Raw genomic sequence first — 18,520 nt, 5'->3', positions numbered from 1 at the left:
TTTTGGTGTGGGTTTGGTTTTTTTTGTTTTTTTTCCGCGCGGGGGGCGCCCCCCGGGGGGGGCGCCCCCCCCCGCCCCCCCCCCCACGGCCCGGCGGACGGGGCTGGACACAGACCGTCCGCTACGCCCGGTCCACCTCCACCTCCTGGGTGCAGCGCGACCCGGACGGCGGGCTCCACGCCTTCTCCGTCCTCGACGGACGCCTCGCCGCCTGGCGGAAGCCGGCCGGCACCGGCGCGTGGCGCGGACCGGTACTGCTGCCCGGCGGCGGCCTCGACAGCGGTGTCACCTCCGTCGCCCTGCCCGACGGCCGCACGGCGGTCTTCGCCACCCGGACGACCCTCGGCGGCAGCGCCTCCGCCTACGGCCGCGAGGTCGTGACCGCCGCGCAGACCGCGCCCGGCGGCGCCTTCGGCCCGTGGCGCTCGCTCGGCACGCCCGAACGGGACGACGCCGACGGCACCTCGGACATCAGCGCGCCCGCCGTGACCGTGGGCCACGACGGCCGGGTCACCCTGCTCCTGCGCGACAGCGGCCACCGCCTCACCGCCCGCGAGCAGCGGCCCGACGGCGGCTGGGGACCGTGGCGGACGCTCGGCGGCACCGACGTGTACGGCGACCCGGTCGCGGCGACCGACGGCGCCGGCCGCGGATACGTCTTCGCCAGCACCCCGGACACCGTGCTGACCTGGGCGCAGCAGCGCCCCGGCGGCCCCCTGACCGGCCCGGTGCGCACGGACCTGCCGCCGACCACCCTGGCGCTGAGCGCGAGCCCGGCGCCGGACGGCGACGGCGTACGGCTGTGGTTCCGCAAGCCGGCCTCCGGCGACCTGCGGAGCGCCGACTTCTCCGGCGCGGGCCCGGTCTCCCCGGTCACCGAGCTGCCCGGCTCCGGCGTCGCGGGCTTCGGCCCGGTGAGCGGCGGCGACGGCCTGCTCGCCGTCCGCTCCCGTACAGGCTTCCTGGCGACCGCCCCGCACGGCCGCGCGGCGGGCGCGGCGCCGGTGTGGACGATGGAGAGGTTCCTCTTCGCCGGCGCGCCCGACGCGGGGACGGACGGCGTCGCCGCCATCGGCCTCGACGGCCGGCTGCACTGGACACCCGCTCCCCGATGACCCGTTCCGGGTGCGTGGGCCCCTCCCGTACGGGAGGGTGTCCCCCATGAACTGGACACTGGAGGTCGTCCCGGTCCCCGTCACCGACATGGACCGGGCCAAGGAGTTCTACGGCGAGAAGTGCGGCTTCAAGATCGACCTGGACGACGAGGTGGCGCCCGGCATGCGCATCGTCCAGGCCACCCCGCCGGGCTCGCGCTGCTCGATCGCCATGCTGAGCGGCATGCCGCCGATGCCCGGCACGAAGGAGATGGCCCCCGGCAGCCTGCACGGCCTCCAGCTCTGTGTGACCGACATCGAGGCCGCGCGCGCCGAGCTGGTCGACCGCGGCGTCGCCGTCTCCCCGGTCCTGCACGTCGGCGCGACCGGCTGGGAGGACGGCAAGGGCGACACCTGGAACTCGTTCATGACCTTCGAGGACCCCGACGGCAACGGCTGGGTGGTCCAGGAGGCCCCGTCGGAGCTCTCGGAACGCTGAACCCGGCCGCGGACCGTCGTACCTAGAAGGCCAGATAGAAGTGGCGAAGATTCTCGGTCTCCGCCACGCAGGGCATCCCGGCGGCCTCCATCACCCGGTGCGAGGCCGGGTTGTCCAGGTCGGCGTCCCCCTTCACCCCGGCGACGCCGGCCACCCGGGCCACCTCGAGGAGCGCCCGCAGCGCCTCGGAGGCGTACCCCTTCCCCCGGGCTCCGGGCACCAGCCCGTACCCGACCGTCGCGACCCCTATCTCGTCCGGCGGCCCGTGGAACCCGATGCCCCCGACGGTCACGCCGTCCACCCGTATCTCATAGGGCCGGAACACCCCCGGCTCCCCCCGCTCCGCCACCCCGCGCAGGAACCCGGTGGCCGAACGGACGTCCCCGTCCCCCGGATACCCCTCGCCCCACCGGTCCTCGCCCGCCGGTTCCCGGGCGACGACGCGCTCGGCCCTGGCGACGGTCAACGGATGGAGCACAAGCCGCTCGGTGGCGACGGTTTCGATCTTCACCGGAGCAGTCTCTGCCGCACCCCGCTCCTGGGCAACGCATTTCTCCACGCCTGCCCCAGCCCGCTACGCCCGCGCCGCCCAGCTCCGCAGCCGCGCGACGTTGCTCCGCTGACGCACACGCACCACACCGATCTCCCCCATGCGTCGCACACACGCTAGAGGCGGAGGAGCCACCAGACGCCTCCCGCGACGAGGAGCACGGATACCGACACGGCCACCGGCCAGAGGAATCCGGTACGTCGCCGTCCCGTCGTCCCGGCAGGGGCCGAGCCTCCGGGGGACGGCGGCCAGGGCGCGTCCGCCTCGCTCCCACCCACGCTCTCACCCACGGACCCACCCGCGAGCGGTCCCGAGGGCGGGCCCGGGGGCTGCGTGGCCCTTTCGATGTCGGGGGGCTCCCCGGCCTCCCATGCGCCCGAGGTCTCCGGGTCGCCGGTGCCCTGCCGGGCGCGTCGCAGGACACCGTAGCCCTCGCGGCGCCAACGGATCCCGGCGACGTCCGTGAACTCGACGGCGAGATCGCGCAGCCGGTCGGAGTGCTCGTCCCGCCTCTGCGTGGGTGGCAGAGGCGCGGTGCCCTCGCCAGTGCCCAGAAGGGTCCATTCGCCGATCACCTCACCGCGGAAGGACACGCGCACGTCCAAGACCGGCTGGTTGGACCCGTTCCGAATCACGGCCTTCGGGACGACCCAGTTGTCGTGCAGAGGTGACGGTGGCAGCGCGATATGCGCGCTGATCAGGGATGCCTGATGCCGCTCCCGTTGTCGCTTGGCGCTCTGTTCCCGCTCGTACAGCAGCCGCTCCTGCTCCCGATCGCGCTGGAACCTCTGCAGTTCCTCCGCGCGGAGTGCGGACTCCTGTCTCCCCTCCCGGACCTTCTGCCGGTGAGCCGCGTAACTCAGGGTCAATCCCACCAGGCCGGTAAGGAGGCTGAAAACGGCGACAAGGTTCTGCACCATGCCCCGACTCTGGTCGACCGGACCGCGTCATGTCAGCGCGCAACACCGGCCCGGAGGCAGGCCGCCCCAGAAGTCCGGACGGCCCAGGGCGAGTGAGACGGCTCAGGGCCGACGGTTCGCGACCGTCGACCCTGATCGTCAGCTCCGGGCTGTACCGCTCTGACCTGCGGCTACAGCACCGGCAGGTTCTTGCGGAGTTCGAAGGCGGTGACCTCGGAGCGGTACTCCTCCCACTCCTGCTTCTTGTTGCGGAGGAAGAAGTCGAAGACGTGCTCGCCGAGGGTCTCGGCGACGAGTTCGCTCTTCTCCATGAGGGCGATGGCCTCGCCGAGGTTCTGGGGGAGGGGCTCGATGCCCATGGCGCGGCGCTCGGAGTCGGAGAGGGCCCAGACGTCGTCGTCGGCGCCGGCGGGGAGTTCGTAGCCCTCCTCGATGCCCTTGAGGCCGGCGGCCAGGAGGACGGCGTAGGTGAGGTAGGGGTTGGCGCCGGAGTCGATGGAGCGGACCTCGACACGGGAGGAACCGGTCTTGCCGGGCTTGTACATGGGGACGCGGATGAGGGCGGAGCGGTTGTTGTGGCCCCAGCAGATGTACGAGGGGGCCTCGCCGCCCGAGCCGGCCGTGCGGGAGGAGCCGCCCCAGATGCGCTTGTAGGAGTTGACCCACTGGTTGGTGACGGCGGAGATCTCGCCCGCGTGGCGCAGGAGGCCCGCGATGAAGGAGCGGCCGACCTTGGAGAGCTGGTACTCGGCGCCCGACTCGTAGAAGGCGTTCCGGTCGCCCTCGAAGAGGGAGAGGTGGGTGTGCATGCCCGAGCCGGGGTAGTCGGAGAACGGCTTCGGCATGAACGTGGCCTGCACGCCCTGCTCCAGGGCGACCTGCTTCATGACCAGGCGGAACGTCATGATGTTGTCGGCGGTCGACAGGGCGTCCGCGTAGCGGAGGTCGATCTCCTGCTGGCCGGGCGCGCCCTCGTGGTGGGAGAACTCCACCGAGATGCCCATCGATTCGAGCATGGTGATGGCCTGGCGGCGGAAGTCCATGCCGACGTTCTGCGGGGTGTGGTCGAAGTAGCCCGAGTTGTCGGCCGGGGTGGGCCGGGTGCCGTCGAGCGGCTTGTCCTTCAGGAGGAAGAACTCGATCTCGGGGTGGGTGTAGAAGGTGAAGCCGAGGTCCGAGGTCTTGGCCAGGGCCCGCTTGAGGACGTAGCGCGGGTCGGCGAAGGACGGCGAGCCGTCGGGCATCAGGATGTCGCAGAACATACGGGCCGTGCCGGGGGCCTCGGCGCGCCACGGCAGGATCTGGAAGGTACCGGGATCCGGCTTGGCGATCATGTCCGATTCGTATACGCGGGCGAAGCCCTCGATCGCGGAGCCGTCGAAGCCGATGCCCTCGTCGAATGCCTGCTCAAGCTCTGCGGGCGCCACGGCCACCGACTTGAGGAAGCCGAGCACGTCGGTGAACCACAGACGTACGAAGCGGATGTCGCGCTCCTCGAGCGTACGGAGCACGAATTCCTGCTGCTTGTCCATTTTCCACACCCATCCTCGCTGGTCAGGCCGCCTGCTCCCACCGCCTCGGGTACATCGGGGGGCACCTGAGCATCCCACCACATGGTTTCGCGCACGTTGCACACCCATACTGCCTGCTCCGGTGTGACACAGGTAACGGAGAACGGCCGAATCCGGGTGTCCGTTCGCCCGTCCGGCGCCCGCCGTCCGCCGTCGGGTGGTACCCCGTTCGGCCCACAGCGGTCCCGCGCCCACTACGATCTGCGCCCATGGGGGCCCCACGGCTCGTACGCCTGTCCGGAGACGCGCGTCCCATGGCACTGGCGAGTGCCGTGGCGACGCTCCTCGCCGCGCTCTTCCTCTGTCTGGGGACGGGCCCGGAGCCGGAGGCAGCCCATCACGAGGGCGACGGGACCCCGCGGGCGACGACCGTCGTGGGCGAGTACGTCTGCCCGTACGACCGCGGTGGCTGCTCCCTGTTCCCCTCCCTCTCCCCCGCGGTGCTCAGCGCTCCCCCGCTCGACCCGCCGCTGCACGCGGAGGGCGGGCTCCCGCGGCTCGCACCGCTCGCGGGCGAGGGCCCGGCGCTCCGCTCCGGCGCCCAGCCGCGTGCTCCGGACCTGCACGTCCTTCAAGTTCTCCGGACGTGACGGCGGCGGGCGCCCCGCCCCCGCACGTCCACCCCGAACTCCACCCCACCCCTGAAGAAGGACGACATCACCATGGCCGCCACCCGCTCCTCCAACGCCGACCGCCGCGCCCGAATAGAGGAGATGCGCCGCGCCGAGCAGGCCCGTGAGCGCCGCAACCGCCTCGTCACCATCGGCGTCTCCGGCGTCGTCGTCCTCGGCCTCGTCGGCTTCGGCACGTTCGTCCTGCTGAAGAAGTCCGACGAGCAGGACGCGAAGGACGCCGCCGCCAAGGCCCCCATCGCGGCCGAGAAGACCTGGGACGCGAAGAAGCTCGGCCGCAACCACGTCGAGACGGCCGTGAAGTACGACATGAAGCCGCCGGTCGGCGGTGACCACAACCCGGTCTGGATGAACTGCGACGGTGTGGTCTACAAGCAGAAGATCGCCGACGTGAACGCCGTGCACTCCCTGGAGCACGGCGCCGTCTGGGTGACGTACAGCAAGTCGGCCCCCGAGGCCGACGTGAAGAAGCTGGCCGACAAGGTCGGCAAGACGAAGTACACGCTGATGAGCCCCGTGGACGACCAGGCCGGGGCGATCATGCTGTCCGCCTGGGGCAAGCAGGTGACCGTGGACGGCGCCGACGACCCGCGGGTCGATGCGTTCTTCACGAAGTACGTGCAGGGTCCGCAGACCCCGGAGCCGGGCGCGGCCTGCACCGGCGGCATCGGTGCGGACGGCCAGGGCGGCTCGGGGATGGGCCAGTGAGGCTCGGCCGCACGCAGGGGGCGGCGATCGGCGCCGTCGTCCTCGCGCTGCTCTTCGCCGGGGGCGCCGTCACCGTCGCCTCCGCCGACCGCGAGGAGGCACCCCGCACGCCGGGCTCCGACTCGGCGGACGCCGGTTTCGCGCGGGACATGTCGGTCCACCACCAGCAGGCCGTCGAGATGTCGTTCATCGTCCGGGACCGGACGAAGGACGAGGAGGTCCGGAGGCTGGCGTACGACATCGCCAACACCCAGGCCAACCAGCGGGGCATGATGCTCGGCTGGCTCGACCTGTGGGGGCTGCCCAAGGTGCGGTCCGGGGTCGAGCCGATGACCTGGATGGGCATGGGCGCTTCCGGCGACACCGGTCCGCTGGACGGGGCGCTGATGCCCGGCATGGCGACCAACGCCCAGCTCGACGAGTTGCGCAAGGCCAGTGGCCGGGAGGCCGAGGTCCTGTACCTGAAGCTCATGACCGAGCACCACAGGGGCGGGGTCCACATGGCCGAGGGCTGCGTCCAGAAGTGCACCGTGGACATCGAGCGCGGTCTCGCGCAGGGCATGGTCGACGCCCAGAAGTCCGAGATGGCGCTGATGGCGGACATGCTGGAGAAGCGCGGGGCCTGACCCCGGCACCGCCCCGGCCCCCGCGACCCGCCGTCGGTCGCGGGGGCCGGGGCGTACGCCGACAAGTCGCGGGGGCCGGAGCGTACGCCGACAATGATGGGGCTCGGGGACGTTCGTGTGACGACGTTCGACGAAAGGTGCGCAGCCCATGACCATGGCGAAGGACATCATGCATCCCGGGGCCCAGTGGATCCCGGCACACGAGACGCTCGACCGCGCCGCGCAGATGATGCGCGACCTGAACGTGGGCGCGCTGCCCATCGCCGACGAGAACGAACGCCTCTGCGGCATCATCACGGACCGCGACATCGTCGTCGGCTGTGTGGCCATGGGCCACGATCCGGCCAAGATCACCTGTAGCGAGATGGCCAAGGGCACGCCTCGCTGGGTCGAGGCGGACGCGGACGTGGGTGCCGTCCTGGAGGAGATGCAGAGCCACCAGATCCGGCGTCTGCCCGTCATCGAGGGCAAGCGGCTCGTCGGCATGATCAGCGAGGCCGACCTGGCCCAGCATCTGTCGGACGAGCAGATCAAGGCGTTCTGCGCGAGCGTCTACGCCGCTTCCTGACCCGCCCGGAGGACCGCCCGGGCCACCGCGTCCGGGCGGTCCCGCATGACCGGATGGCCCGACGGTCCGACCGCCTCGCAGCGTGCGCCGAGCCGTCGGGCCAGTGCGCGCCGGCGGCGCTCCCAGCGGGCGGAGCCGCCGGACGCGGCCAGGACGGTGACGGGCAGCCCGGTCGGGAGCGGCCGGCTCTCCCGGAGCGCGAGGAGCCCGGCGGCGACGTCGCCGTAGTGGGCGTTCTCCAGGAGGCGCCGCGCAGCACCCGTGAGGTGCCGTGGACGCGGCGGATCAGCGCGCCGGGCGTCGGGTCCCCAGGAACGGCCGGCCGGCGGCCGGGAGGGCACCGGCCGGGGAGGCGCGCCGCCTCAGGGGGCACGGAGGGGTGCCGACTCCCCCTGCCGGACCCGAAACCGCTGGCCAGAGCCTGACAGCCGGTCTAACGTCGAGCCTTCGGATCAGCTCGGAGGACCCCGCATGACCACGCCCGCAGACAAGCCCGACCCCGCCCCCTGGGCTCCGCCCCAGGCGGGGACACCCGACGGGCCGGAGGCACCGCACGAGGCGGAGTCACCGCACGGGCCGGGGACACCCGACGGACCGGAGCCGCACCACGAGGCGGGGACACCCGACGGGCCGCAGGCACCGCACGAGCCGCAGGCGCCGCACTGGCCGCAGGCACCGCACGGACCGCACGCACCGCACGGACCCGGGATGTCCTACGGACCCGGGATGCCGTACCCGCCCCACGGGCCGGGGGTGCCGCCGGGGCCCGCCGCTCCGGGGATGTCCCCGTACGCCGCTCCGGGGGTGTCCCCGTACGCCGGGACGGCCGGACGCACCGGGCTCGGTGTGGGGGCGCTCGTCGTCGGCGTCGTGGGGCTGGTGTTCGGGGTCATCCCGTTCCTGTTCTGGCTGGGCGGGATCATGGGCGTCCTGGCGCTCGTGCTCGGGATCGTCGGCCACGGCCGCGCCCATCGGGGCGAGGCGACCGACCGGGGCCAGGCGGTCGCCGGCATCGTGCTCGGCATCGTGACGATCGTCGTGTCGGCGACCTGGCTGGTGGTCCTGGTGTGGGCGTCGAACGCGGTGGACCGCGTCGACGAGAGGGTCGGCGAGAAGGAGCGGGCGTCGTCCGCCGCGCCGGACGCGCCGGGCGCCGGGTCCGGTGGCACCGCCCGGCCCGTGCCCGAGCCGACGGAGGCCGCGCCGGCGACGCTGGCGTTCGGCGGGACCCACACCTACGAGGACGGGGTGAAGGTCACCGTCTCGGTGCCCAAGCCCTTCCGGCCGGACGGGTTCGCCGCGGGGTACGAGAAGGGCGACACCGCGCTCCGGGTGACGATCACGATCGTCAACGGCAGCGACAGGCCCATCGACGTCACCACCGCGCTGCCGGACGCGCGCGACGCGGAGGGCGCGCCGGCGAGCACGATCTTCGACGGCAGCAGGGCGACCGAGATGTTCCGGGGCACGGTCCTCCCGGGCAAGCAGGCCAAGGCCGGTTACGCGTTCTCGCTGCCGGCGGGCGCGGACGACGAGCTGCATCTGGAGCTGGCGCCGCAGCTCCTCGCGTACGACCCGGTGATCTGGACCGGTCCGGTGAAGTAGCCGCGGACCGTACCGGATCCCAGGACATAGCGTCGGTCTGACGATTACACTGGGCGGGTGCCTCAACTACGCCTCGCCCTGAATCAGATCGACTCGACCGTCGGAGACATCGCCGGGAACGCCGAGGCGATCGTGCACTGGACCCGGCACGCCGCCGGGCAGGGCGCTCATCTCGTCGCGTTCCCCGAGATGGCGCTGACCGGATACCCCGTGGAGGACCTCGCCCTGCGCTCCTCCTTCGTCGAGGCGTCCCGGGAGGCCCTGCGCGGGCTGGCCCGGCGCCTCGCCGACGAGGGGTTCGGGGAGCTGCCGGTCGTCGTCGGCTATCTCGACCGCTCGGAGCGTGCCGAGCCGAGGCTCGGCCGGCCGGCCGGGTCGCCGGAGAACGCCGCCGCCGTCCTGTACGGCGGCGAGGTGGTGCTGCGCTTCGCCAAGCACCACCTCCCCAACTACGGCGTCTTCGACGAGTACCGCTACTTCGTGCAGGGCGACACCCTGCCGGTCGTCCGGGTCCACGGCGTCGACGTGGCGCTGGCGATCTGCGAGGACCTCTGGCAGGACGGCGGCCGGGTCCCGGCGGCCCGCTCCGCGCGGGCCGGGCTGCTGCTGTCGGTGAACGCCTCGCCGTACGAGCGGAACAAGGACGACACCCGGCTCGAACTGGTCCGCAGGCGGGCCCGGGAGGCCGGGTGCGTCACCGCGTACCTGGCGACGACGGGCGGTCAGGACGAGCTCGTCTTCGACGGCGACTCGATCGTCGTGGACGCGGCCGGCGAGGTGATCGCGCGGGCCCCGCAGTTCGTCGAGGGCAGCGTGGTCGTCGACCTGGAGCTGCCGGCGGCCGAGGCCGACGCGCCCGAGGGCGTGGTCGACGACGGGCTGCGGATCGACCGGGTGGTGCTCTCCGAGAAGCCGCTGGCGGCGTACGAGCCGGAGCTGACGGGCGGCTACGCCCACCGCCTCGACGACGACGAGGAGGTGTACTCGGCGCTGGTGATCGGACTGCGGGCGTACCTCGCGAAGAACGGTTTCCGTTCGGTCCTGATCGGCCTGTCGGGCGGCATCGACTCGGCGCTCGTCGCCTCGATCGCCTGCGACGCGCTGGGCGCGGACCAGGTGTACGGGGTGTCGATGCCCTCGAAGTACTCCTCCGACCACTCGCGCGGCGACGCGGCCGAGCTGGCCCGCCGCACCGGTCTCCACTACCGCACCGTGTCGATCGAGCCGATGTTCGACGCGTACATGGGCGCGCTCGGGCTCACCGGGCTCGCGGAGGAGAACCTGCAGTCGCGGCTGCGCGGCACGACCCTGATGGCGCTCTCCAACCAGGAGGGCCACCTCGTCCTCGCGCCCGGCAACAAGTCGGAGCTGGCGGTGGGGTACTCGACGCTGTACGGCGACTCCGTCGGCGCGTTCGGCCCCATCAAGGACGTCTACAAGTCGGACGTCTTCCGGCTGGCGCGCTGGCGCAACCGGGCGGCCGAGGAGCGCGGCCAGGTCCCGCCGATCCCGGAGAGCTCGATCACCAAGCCGCCCAGCGCGGAGCTGCGTCCGGACCAGGTCGACACGGACTCGCTGCCGGACTACGAGGTCCTGGACGGCATCCTCGCCCTGTACGTGGACCAGGACCGGGGGCTGGAGGCGATCGTGGCGGCCGGCTTCGACGAGGAGCTGGTGACGCGGACGCTGCGGATGGTGGACACGGCGGAGTACAAGCGGCGCCAGTACCCGCCGGGCACCAAGATCTCGGCGAAGGGCTTCGGCAAGGACCGGCGGCTGCCGGTCACGAACCGCTGGCGGGAGTCGCCGGCCGGCTGACCTCCGGCGCGGCCGCCGTGCGGGGGCCTCCGGCCACGACGCGGGAGGAGGCCCCCTCCGCCGTGTCGCCGGCGCGGTCGAGGAGGCCCGCCACCGCCGCGATCACCAGGCCGACGACGGTGAGGCCCGCGCCGACCAGGGCCGGGGAGGTCCATCCCCAGCCTGCGGCGACCGCCGCCCCGCCCGCCCAGGCGCCGCCCGCGTTGGCGAGGTTGAAGGCGGAGTGGTTGGAGGCCGAGGCGAGCGTGGGCGCGTCCTTCGCCTTGTTCATGACCAGCATCTGGAGCGGGGTGGTGGTCATGAAGCCGACCGCGCCGAGCACGACGACCGTGACCAGGGCCAGCCACGGCACGTGGACGGTGAAGCGGAAGGCGGCCAGGGCGAGGACGAGGGCCGCGAGCGAGCCGTACAGGGTCGGGCGCAGCGCCCGGTCGGTCAGCGGGCCCGCGGCGAGCGCCCCGCCGGTCATGCCGAGGCCGAAGAGGGCGAGGACGATCGTGACGGTGGAGTCGCCGAAGCCCATCACCTCGGTGGTCATCGAGGCCAGGTACGAGTAGACGGCGAAGACGCCGGCGAAGCCGAACACGGCGGTGAGCAGGCCCAGCAGTACCTGCGGCCTGCCGAGGGCGCGCAGTTCACGGCCGAGGCCCTGCCGCTCGTCGACGGGCACGTACGGGACGAGGCGGGCGAGCGCGGCCATGGCGAGCAGGCCGATCGCGGAGACCACGAGGAAGGTGGACCGCCAGCCGAGGTGCTGGCCGAGCAGCGTCGCGGCCGGTACGCCGAGGATGTTGGCGACGGTGAGGCCGAGGAACATCGTGGCGACGGCCCGCGCCTGCCGGTCCTCGCGGACGAGCCGGGCGGCGACGACCGCGCCGAGGCCGAAGAACGCGCCGTGCGGGAGGCCGGCGAGGACCCGGCCCGCGACGAGCCAGCCGAAGCCGGGGGCGAGCGCGGAGGCGAGGTTGCCGACGGTGAAGAGGGCCATGAGGAGGAGCAGCATCCGCTTGCGCGGGACGCGGGAGCCGAGGGCGGTCAGCAGCGGGGCGCCGACGACGACGCCGATCGCGTACGCCGAGACGAGGTACCCGGCGGTGGGGACGGAGGTGCCGAGGTCGTCGGCGACCTGGGGCAGGAGGCCCATCATCACGAACTCGGTGGTGCCGATGCCGAAGGCGGAGACGGCGAGCGCGAGCAGCGCCAGGGGCATGGGGTGAGCCTTTCCTGAAGATAGTTCTTCGACGGAACAAAGGCTCTCAGGTGTTCTCTTCCCGCCGGTCGCCGGGGCATGAAGCCGAGGTTTCGGACGGGCGTCCGGGCGTCGGCGTCAGAGCTTCACGCGGGCGGCGATCGGGAGGTGGTCGCTCTTGGTCTCCGGCAGGGCCCAGGAGGACATCGGCTCCACGCCCTTCACCATGATCTGGTCGATGCGGGCCATCGGGAAGGACGCCGGCCAGCTGAAGCCGAAGCCGTCGCCGGCCGCGCCCTGGGTGGAGCGCAGCTGCGAGGTGACGGCGTTGAGCGCGCGGTCGTTCATGGTGCCGTTGAGGTCGCCGAGGAGGACGATCCGCTCGTGCGGGTCGTGGGAGATGGCCTCGCCGAGCGCGTTGGCGCTGGTGTCGCGCTGGTTGGCGGTGAAGCCGGCGTTCAGCTTGACCCGGACGGACGGCAGGTGGGCGACGTACACGGCCACCTCGCCCTTCGGGGTCACGACGGTGGCCCGCATGGCCCGGGTCCAGCCCATCCGGATGTCGACGGGCTGCGCGGCGCGCAGCGGCAGCTTGCTCCACAGGCCGACGGTGCCCTGCACGGAGTGGTACGGGTACGCCTCCGCGAGCGCCCGCTCGTACGTGGGGACCATGTCGCCCTTGAGTTCCTCCAGGGCGAGCACGTCGGCGCCGGAGCCGGCGAGCTCGCGGGCGGTGCCCTCGGGGTCGGGGTTGTCGGCGTTCACGTTGTGGGTGGCGACGGTCAGGTCGCCGCCGGCGGTCGACTTGTCGGCGACGAGGCCGCCGAAGATGTTGAGCCAGACCACGGCCGGCAGCAGCAGGGCGATCAGGGCGGTGGCGGAGCGGCGCACCAGGGCGAGGACGAGCAACAGCGGCAGGAAGAGGCCGAGCCAGGGCAGGAAGGTCTCGGTGAGGCTGCCGAGGTTGCCGATCTTGTTGGGGATCTCGGCGTGGAACACCATGAGGAGGGTGAGCGCCACGGCGGCGACGGCGAGCAGGACGCCCCGGCGCCAGATGCCGGGGTCGCGGCGGAGCCGGTCGAGAGCGGCCCCGAAACGGGACCCGGAGCGCTCGTTCCCCGCGCCGCCGTGTTCGGTCTCCGTCATGTCCACCCGCGCCATCGCACTGTCCTCACTGCTGCCTTGCCGTCTTGCGTGACCCGGTGTCGACACTAGGCGATCCCGGGTTCGTCGTACTCCCCCAGGGACGACAGAGCCGCGTGGCGGGTTCCTGCAGGTGGTGCGGGCGTCGGCCCTGTGACAGAACGCGCACATTCGTACGGGTCGGTGCCCCCCCGCCCGGCGGCGTGTCAGGCGCGGGGGCGCAGGCCCTCCATGACCGCGTCGACGACCCGCTCGGCGAGGCCGGGCTCCAGGGTGGCGCCGGGGCGGATGACGGTGCGCAGCAGCAGGGGGCCGGTGAGGAGGTCGTTGACGAACTCGACGTCGAGGTCCTCGCGGATCTCGCCCTGCTCCATGCCGCGGCGTACGACGTCCAGGCTCATGCGGCGGCGCGGTTCGATGACGGAGTGGTGGTAGGCGTCCCACAGCTTGGGGTAGCCCTGCATCTGCGCGAACACGTGGTGGAGGACGGCGGAGCTGCGTTTGGCGAGGCCGCGCCGGCGCAGCGACTCCAGGAGCGCGACGAGGTCGTCCCGGACCGAGGTGCCGGGCAGTACCGGTTCCGGGGGTTCCACCGAGCGGACCAGGTCGACGAGGAGCTCCTCCTTGCCGGCCCAGCGGCGGTAGATGGTCGCCTTGCCGACGCCCGCGGTGCGGGCGATCCGCTCGACGGACAGATCCGCGAGCGGAACGCCTTCGGCGAGGAGGCCGGCGGCCGCGTCGAAGATCGCCTGCTCGGCGGCCTCGCTCCGCGGCCGTCCGCGCCGCGCGGTCCCGGGTGCGGGCTCGGCCGGGCGCCCCGCGTCGTGGGGGTCCGGGGTTCCGCCGTCCTGCAGCGACACGTGCGCTCCGCCTCTCGTCCGGGTACGGCCACCTGGTTATCGTCGGGCCGATTCTCCCGCCTCTCCGCCGCCTGCGGGGACCGAGGCCCGCCGGGCGTCGCCGGCCGGTCCGGCGCCGGGTCCCGCCGGTGTGCGGCCCGGGAGGAAGGCGGCGACGACGGCCGCGCCGGCCAGGGCGATCACGGTCGAGGCGAGGGCCGTGACGTGCATGGCGCCGAGGAAGGCGTCGTACGCGGGGGCGACCAGGCCCCGGCCCGCCGGGCCGAGCTTCTCCGCGACGGCCAGCGTGGCCTCGACGGACTCGCCCGCTTGGGCGCGCAGGGCGGCCGGGACGCCGTCGAGGTGCCCCTCGATCCCGCCGCGGTACGTGGAGGAGAGCACCGAGCCGAGGACGGCCACGCCGAGGGCGCCGCCGACCTGCCGGAAGGTGTTGTTGATCGCCGAGCCGGAGCCGGCCTTCTCGCGGGGCAGCGTCTGCATGATCGCGACGGTGACCGGCGGCATGATGTGGGCCATGCCGGCGCCCTGGACGAAGAAGACGACCTCCAGCACCCATACCGGCGTCGTGGCGTCGAAGAGGGTGAAGGCGGCGAGGCCGAGGGCGACGAGCAGCATGCCCGCCGTGCACACCGCCTTGGCGCCGAAGCGTTCGACGACGAGCCGGGCCCGGGGCGAGAACACCATCTGCGCGACGGCGAGCGGCAGGATGAGCAGCCCGGACTGCAGGGCGCTGTAGCCGCGGACGCTCTGCAGGTAGAACGCGGAGAAGAAGGTCACGCCCATGAGCGCGAAGAAGACCAGCGCGATCGCGGCGACGGCGGCGGCGAACGCGGGCTTCCTGAAGTACGTCATATCGATGGCCGGGTGGTCGCTGCGCTTCTCGTGCAGCACGAAGCCGGTGAGGACCGCTAGGCCGCCGAGGACCGGGACCAGGACGGTGACGTCGGTGAAGTCGGCCAGCTCGCCGCCGCGGATGATCCCGTACACGAGGAGGACGAGGCCGACGACGGAGAGGAGCACGCCCGGGAGGTCGACGCGGCCGGGCTTCGGGTCCCGGGAGTCGGGCACGAGCCAGGCCATCAGGGCGAGGGCGAGGATCACGACCGGCACGTTGACGAGGAAGATCGATCCCCACCAGAAGTGTTCGAGGAGGACACCGCCGGTGATGGGGCCTATCGCGATGGCGAGGCCGACGCTGCCGGCCCAGATGCCGATGGCCTTGGGCTGCTCGTCGCGCTCGAAGACGTTCATGAGGACGGCGAGGGTCGCGGGCATGACGAACGCGGCGCCGAGGCCCATCACGGCCCGGTAGGCGATGAGCTCGTCAGGGGAGCCGGAGAACGCGGCGAGGGCGGAGCCGATGCCGAAGACGGTGATGCCGAAGAGCAGCACCTTCTTGCGGCCGAGCCGGTCCCCGAGCAGTCCGGAGGTGAAGAGGAGTCCGGCGAAGACGAGCGTGTAGGAGTTGATGGACCACTCCAGCTCGCTCTGGGTGGCGCCGATGCCGGTGGGCGCGGGGGCGGCGATGGTCTTGACCGCCACGTTCAGGATCGAGTTGTCGAGGACGACGATCAGCAGGCTGAGCATGAGGACGCCGAGGACCGCCCAGCGGCGCCGGTGGACGGCTTCCGGCACGCGGGACGGGGCGGGGGCGGGGGACTGCGGTGACATGGCGACCACTCTAGAGGCATTTTCGATACGAGACCGTCTCGTATCGAAAACCTGACCGAGGCTTTACGTTGCCCCGGTGTGAACAGCGCCACTCCGGCCCACTTCCCCGCCCGCCCGGCGAAGTGCCACCATGGATGTGGTCCGGGGACGCCGTGAGGGCGCCTCGAGATGACACAACTAGGAGCCGTTCACCATGACGCTTCAGGCTGCCCCGAAGACGCCCGCCGACAGCGACAAGGCGCTGTACGGCGGCAAGGGCACTCGCCGCATCACCGTCCACGACATCGCCGCCGCCAAGGTCCGCGGCGAGAAGTGGCCCATGCTCACCGCCTACGACGCGATGACCGCCTCCGTCTTCGACGAGGCCGGCATCCCGGTGATCCTCGTCGGCGACTCGATGGGCAACTGTCACCTCGGCTACGACACCACCGTGCCCGTCACGATGGAAGAGATGACGATCCTCTCCGCCGCCGTCGTCCGGGGCACCCGGCGCGCCCTCGTCGTCGGCGACCTCCCCTTCGGCTCGTACCAGGAAGGGCCCGTACAGGCCCTGCGCAACGCCACCCGGCTGGTCAAGGACGCGGGCGTCCACGCGGTCAAGCTGGAGGGCGGCGAGCGCTCACTGGCGCAGACCGAGCTGCTCGTCCAGGCCGGCATCCCCGTCATGTCCCACCTCGGCCTCACCCCACAGTCCGTGAACACCATGGGCTACCGGGTGCAGGGCCGCAGCGACGAGGCCGCCCACCGGCTGCTCCGCGACGCCAAGGCGGCGCAGGACGCGGGCGCGTTCGCGGTCGTCCTGGAGCTCGTGCCGGCCGAACTGGCCGCCGAGGTCACCCGCTCCCTGCACATCCCGACCGTCGGGATCGGTGCCGGCGCCGGCACCGACGCCCAGGTCCTCGTCTGGACCGACATGGCCGGCCTGACCGGCGGCAAGGTCCCGCGCTTCACCAAGCAGTACGCCAACCTCCGCGAGACGCTCGGCGACGCCGCGCGCGCCTTCGCCGAGGACGTCTCCGGCGGGGCGTTCCCCGCCGAGGAACACACGTTCCACTAGTCCGGCCCCGGACCCGGGGCCGCAAAGGCCCCGGGTCCGGACGAACCGGCACAAGCCACTGCGGCACCACCTACAGCCCGCCGACATCCCCCATCGGCGGGCTGTAGGCCGCCTGTAGGAGGATTGTCGGTGGCACCTGGTCTAGTGACGACCATGACGCGATCACACACCAACGCCGTCGAGGTCCGGGGCCTCGTGAAGCACTTCGGCGAGACGAAGGCCCTCGACGGGGTCGACCTCGACGTACGGGAGGGTACGGTCCTCGGAGTCCTCGGCCCGAACGGCGCCGGGAAGACCACCCTCGTCCGCTGTCTGTCCACCCTTCTCGCCCCGGACGCCGGGACCGCCACCGTCGCCGGCTTCGACGTGGTGAAGCAGCCCCGCCAGCTCCGTCGCACCATCGGCCTCACCGGCCAGTACGCCTCGGTCGACGAGAAGCTGTCCGGCTTCGAGAACCTCTACATGATCGGGCGCCTGCTCGACCTCTCCCGCAAGGACGCCCGGAGCCGCGCCGACGAGCTCCTGGAGCGCTTCTCCCTCACCGAGGCCGCCAAGCGGGCCGCGATGACCTACTCCGGCGGCATGCGGCGCCGGCTCGACCTCGCCGCCTCGATGATCGGCAAGCCCGCCGTCCTCTACCTGGACGAGCCGACGACCGGTCTCGACCCGCGCACCCGCAACGAGGTCTGGGACGAGGTCCAGCGGATGGTCTCCGAGGGCGTCACCGTCCTCCTCACCACCCAGTACATGGAGGAGGCGGAGCAGCTCGCCAACGAGCTGACCGTCATCGACCGCGGCCGGGTCATCGCCAACGGCAAGGTCGACGAGCTGAAGGCCAAGGTCGGCGGCCGCACCCTGAAGATCCGCGCCGTGGACCCGGCCGACCTGGGGGCCATGGCGTCCGCGCTGCGCGAGACCGGCCTCGACGGCGTCGCCGGCTCGACCGTCGTGCCCGACGAGAACGCGCTGTACGTGCCGATCCTCACCGACCAGCAGCTGACCGCCGTCGTGGGCCTGCTCGGCGCGCGCGGCTTCGGCATCGCCCACATCGGCACCCACCTGCCCAGCCTGGACGAGGTGTTCCTCGCGATCACCGGCCAGAAGACCGTGTCCGACGCGCTTCCCGAGGAGGTCGCCGCATGAGCGCCACCACCACGACCACCGAGCTGTCCAAGTCCCCCGTCGGCACCCCCGAGCCCGGCCGGACGCCGGTGCGCCCGGCCGGCGGCGAGGGCCGGATCGGCGTGCGGGCCAACATCCGCCACATCGGCGCGCTGGCCCGCCGCAACGCCCTCCAGATCAAGCAGGACCCGGAGTCGATGTTCGACGCCGTCCTGATGCCGATCATCTTCATCCTGCTGTTCGTGTACGTCTTCGGCGGCGCGATCGCCGGCAAGGGCAACAACGACGCGTACGTCAACTACGTGACCCCCGGCCTGATGGCGATGATGGGCATGAACATCGCCATGGGTGTCGGCGTCGGCATCAACGACGACTTCAAGAAGGGGGTGATGGACCGCTTCCGGACGATGCCGATCGCCCGGTCCTCGGTCCTCATCGCCAAGATCGTCGTCGAGGTCGGCCGGATGATGATCGCCACCGCGATCCTCCTCGGCACCGGCTTCCTGCTCGGCCTGGAGATCAAGACCTCGTTCGTCGAGCTGCTCGCCGCCATCGGCCTGTCGGTGGTGTTCGGCGCCTCGCTGATGTGGATCTTCATCCTGCTCGGTCTGACCATGAAGACGGCCCAGGCCGTCCAGGGCATGGCCATGCTCGTCCTGATGCCGCTCCAGTTCGGTTCCTCGATCTTCGCCCCGCCGACCTCGATGCCCGGCTGGCTGGAGACCTTCACCGACTACAACCCGCTGTCGAACCTCGCCGACGCGGCGCGCGGCCTCATGAACGGCGGCCCGATCGCCCACTCCGTGTGGATGACCCTCGGCTGGGCCCTGGCGATCACGGTCGTCACGGCGCCGCTGGCGGTCGCCAAGTTCCGCAAGAAGACCTGA

19 protein-coding genes are annotated in these 18,520 nt (G+C 72.2%); 11 read left to right on the top strand and 8 right to left on the bottom strand.

The features are described 5' to 3' along the window. Positions 1–149: 149 nt before the first annotated feature. Complete coding sequence (locus tag ACFVZH_RS03105) at positions 150–1,115, top strand: hypothetical protein (RefSeq protein ID WP_384892280.1); 966 nt, start codon at positions 150–152, stop codon at positions 1,113–1,115. 46 nt (positions 1,116–1,161) lie between these two features. Next, positions 1,162–1,593 (top strand): VOC family protein, encoded by a 432-nt coding sequence (locus ACFVZH_RS03100; protein WP_384892277.1) that lies wholly within the window; start codon positions 1,162–1,164, stop codon positions 1,591–1,593. Positions 1,594–1,615: 22 nt separating this feature from the next. Here the strand turns inward: ACFVZH_RS03100 and ACFVZH_RS03095 are convergent, their stop codons facing one another. From ACFVZH_RS03095 to ACFVZH_RS03085, 3 genes are all read right to left on the bottom strand, one after another. Beyond that, on the bottom strand, positions 1,616–2,104 hold the full coding sequence (locus ACFVZH_RS03095) for a GNAT family N-acetyltransferase (RefSeq protein WP_384892274.1): 489 nt from the start codon (positions 2,102–2,104) through the stop codon (positions 1,616–1,618). Positions 2,105–2,259: 155 nt separating this feature from the next. Then, the gene (locus tag ACFVZH_RS03090; protein ID WP_384892271.1) at positions 2,260–3,063 is read right to left on the bottom strand and encodes a hypothetical protein; all 804 of its coding nucleotides are present in this window, start codon (positions 3,061–3,063) and stop codon (positions 2,260–2,262) included. A gap of 170 nt (positions 3,064–3,233) precedes the next feature. Then, positions 3,234–4,595, bottom strand: a complete 1,362-nt coding sequence (locus ACFVZH_RS03085) for a glutamine synthetase family protein (RefSeq protein ID WP_190102476.1) — start codon at positions 4,593–4,595, stop codon at positions 3,234–3,236. A gap of 293 nt (positions 4,596–4,888) precedes the next feature. Here ACFVZH_RS03085 and ACFVZH_RS03080 point away from each other — a divergent pair, with 293 nt between their 5' ends. The 4 genes from ACFVZH_RS03080 (at position 4,889) to ACFVZH_RS03065 (ending at position 7,168) form a co-directional block, all read left to right on the top strand. After that, positions 4,889–5,224, top strand: coding sequence for a hypothetical protein (locus ACFVZH_RS03080; protein ID WP_384892268.1), 336 nt, complete (start codon positions 4,889–4,891; stop codon positions 5,222–5,224). Positions 5,225–5,296: 72 nt separating this feature from the next. After that, the gene (locus ACFVZH_RS03075) at positions 5,297–5,974 is read left to right on the top strand and encodes a DUF3105 domain-containing protein (protein ID WP_384892265.1); all 678 of its coding nucleotides are present in this window, start codon (positions 5,297–5,299) and stop codon (positions 5,972–5,974) included. After that, complete coding sequence (locus ACFVZH_RS03070; protein ID WP_384892262.1) at positions 5,971–6,600, top strand: DUF305 domain-containing protein; 630 nt, start codon at positions 5,971–5,973, stop codon at positions 6,598–6,600. Before ACFVZH_RS03075 ends, ACFVZH_RS03070 begins: the two co-directional genes overlap by 4 nt. Before the next feature lie 148 nt (positions 6,601–6,748). Next, on the top strand, positions 6,749–7,168 hold the full coding sequence (locus ACFVZH_RS03065; protein ID WP_384892259.1) for a CBS domain-containing protein: 420 nt from the start codon (positions 6,749–6,751) through the stop codon (positions 7,166–7,168). Here the strand turns inward: ACFVZH_RS03065 and ACFVZH_RS03060 are convergent. After that, positions 7,153–7,509, bottom strand: a complete 357-nt coding sequence (locus ACFVZH_RS03060) for a hypothetical protein (RefSeq protein WP_384892256.1) — start codon at positions 7,507–7,509, stop codon at positions 7,153–7,155. The two genes, ACFVZH_RS03065 and ACFVZH_RS03060, sit on opposite strands and share 16 nt — an antisense overlap. 130 nt (positions 7,510–7,639) lie before the next feature. On the opposite strand from ACFVZH_RS03060, the gene ACFVZH_RS03055 reads away from it, so the two are divergent. Beyond that, complete coding sequence (locus tag ACFVZH_RS03055) at positions 7,640–8,773, top strand: DUF4190 domain-containing protein (RefSeq protein WP_384892253.1); 1,134 nt, start codon at positions 7,640–7,642, stop codon at positions 8,771–8,773. 57 nt (positions 8,774–8,830) lie between these two features. Next, a complete protein-coding gene (locus tag ACFVZH_RS03050; RefSeq protein ID WP_384892251.1) occupies positions 8,831–10,591 on the top strand; it encodes an NAD+ synthase in 1,761 nt (586 codons plus the stop codon). Here the strand turns inward: ACFVZH_RS03050 and ACFVZH_RS03045 are convergent. From ACFVZH_RS03045 to ACFVZH_RS03030, 4 genes are all read right to left on the bottom strand, one after another. Beyond that, positions 10,557–11,801 (bottom strand): MFS transporter, encoded by a 1,245-nt coding sequence (locus ACFVZH_RS03045; protein ID WP_384892248.1) that lies wholly within the window; start codon positions 11,799–11,801, stop codon positions 10,557–10,559. The two genes, ACFVZH_RS03050 and ACFVZH_RS03045, sit on opposite strands and share 35 nt — an antisense overlap. A 117-nt stretch (positions 11,802–11,918) precedes the next feature. Beyond that, a complete protein-coding gene (locus ACFVZH_RS03040) occupies positions 11,919–12,941 on the bottom strand; it encodes an endonuclease/exonuclease/phosphatase family protein (protein WP_384892245.1) in 1,023 nt (340 codons plus the stop codon). A gap of 188 nt (positions 12,942–13,129) precedes the next feature. Then, positions 13,130–13,783, bottom strand: coding sequence for a TetR/AcrR family transcriptional regulator (locus ACFVZH_RS03035; RefSeq protein ID WP_384892242.1), 654 nt, complete (start codon positions 13,781–13,783; stop codon positions 13,130–13,132). Between the two features lie 36 nt (positions 13,784–13,819). Continuing rightward, on the bottom strand, positions 13,820–15,454 hold the full coding sequence (locus ACFVZH_RS03030) for an MFS transporter (RefSeq protein ID WP_384892240.1): 1,635 nt from the start codon (positions 15,452–15,454) through the stop codon (positions 13,820–13,822). A 193-nt stretch (positions 15,455–15,647) separates the two neighbouring features. Here ACFVZH_RS03030 and panB point away from each other — a divergent pair, with 193 nt between their 5' ends. From panB to ACFVZH_RS03015, 3 genes are all read left to right on the top strand, one after another. Further along, a complete protein-coding gene (gene panB / locus ACFVZH_RS03025; protein WP_384892237.1) occupies positions 15,648–16,511 on the top strand; it encodes a 3-methyl-2-oxobutanoate hydroxymethyltransferase in 864 nt (287 codons plus the stop codon). A gap of 153 nt (positions 16,512–16,664) precedes the next feature. Then, positions 16,665–17,654: an ATP-binding cassette domain-containing protein gene (locus tag ACFVZH_RS03020; protein ID WP_384892234.1), complete on the top strand. Its 990-nt coding sequence runs from the start codon at positions 16,665–16,667 to the stop codon at positions 17,652–17,654. Then, complete coding sequence (locus ACFVZH_RS03015; RefSeq protein ID WP_384892231.1) at positions 17,651–18,520, top strand: ABC transporter permease; 870 nt, start codon at positions 17,651–17,653, stop codon at positions 18,518–18,520. Before ACFVZH_RS03020 ends, ACFVZH_RS03015 begins: the two co-directional genes overlap by 4 nt.

Origin of the sequence: Streptomyces sp. NPDC059534 (assembly GCF_042743475.1) — a bacterium.
Lineage (GTDB): Bacteria > Actinomycetota > Actinomycetes > Streptomycetales > Streptomycetaceae > Streptomyces.
This window is presented reverse-complemented; position numbering and strand designations above follow the sequence as displayed.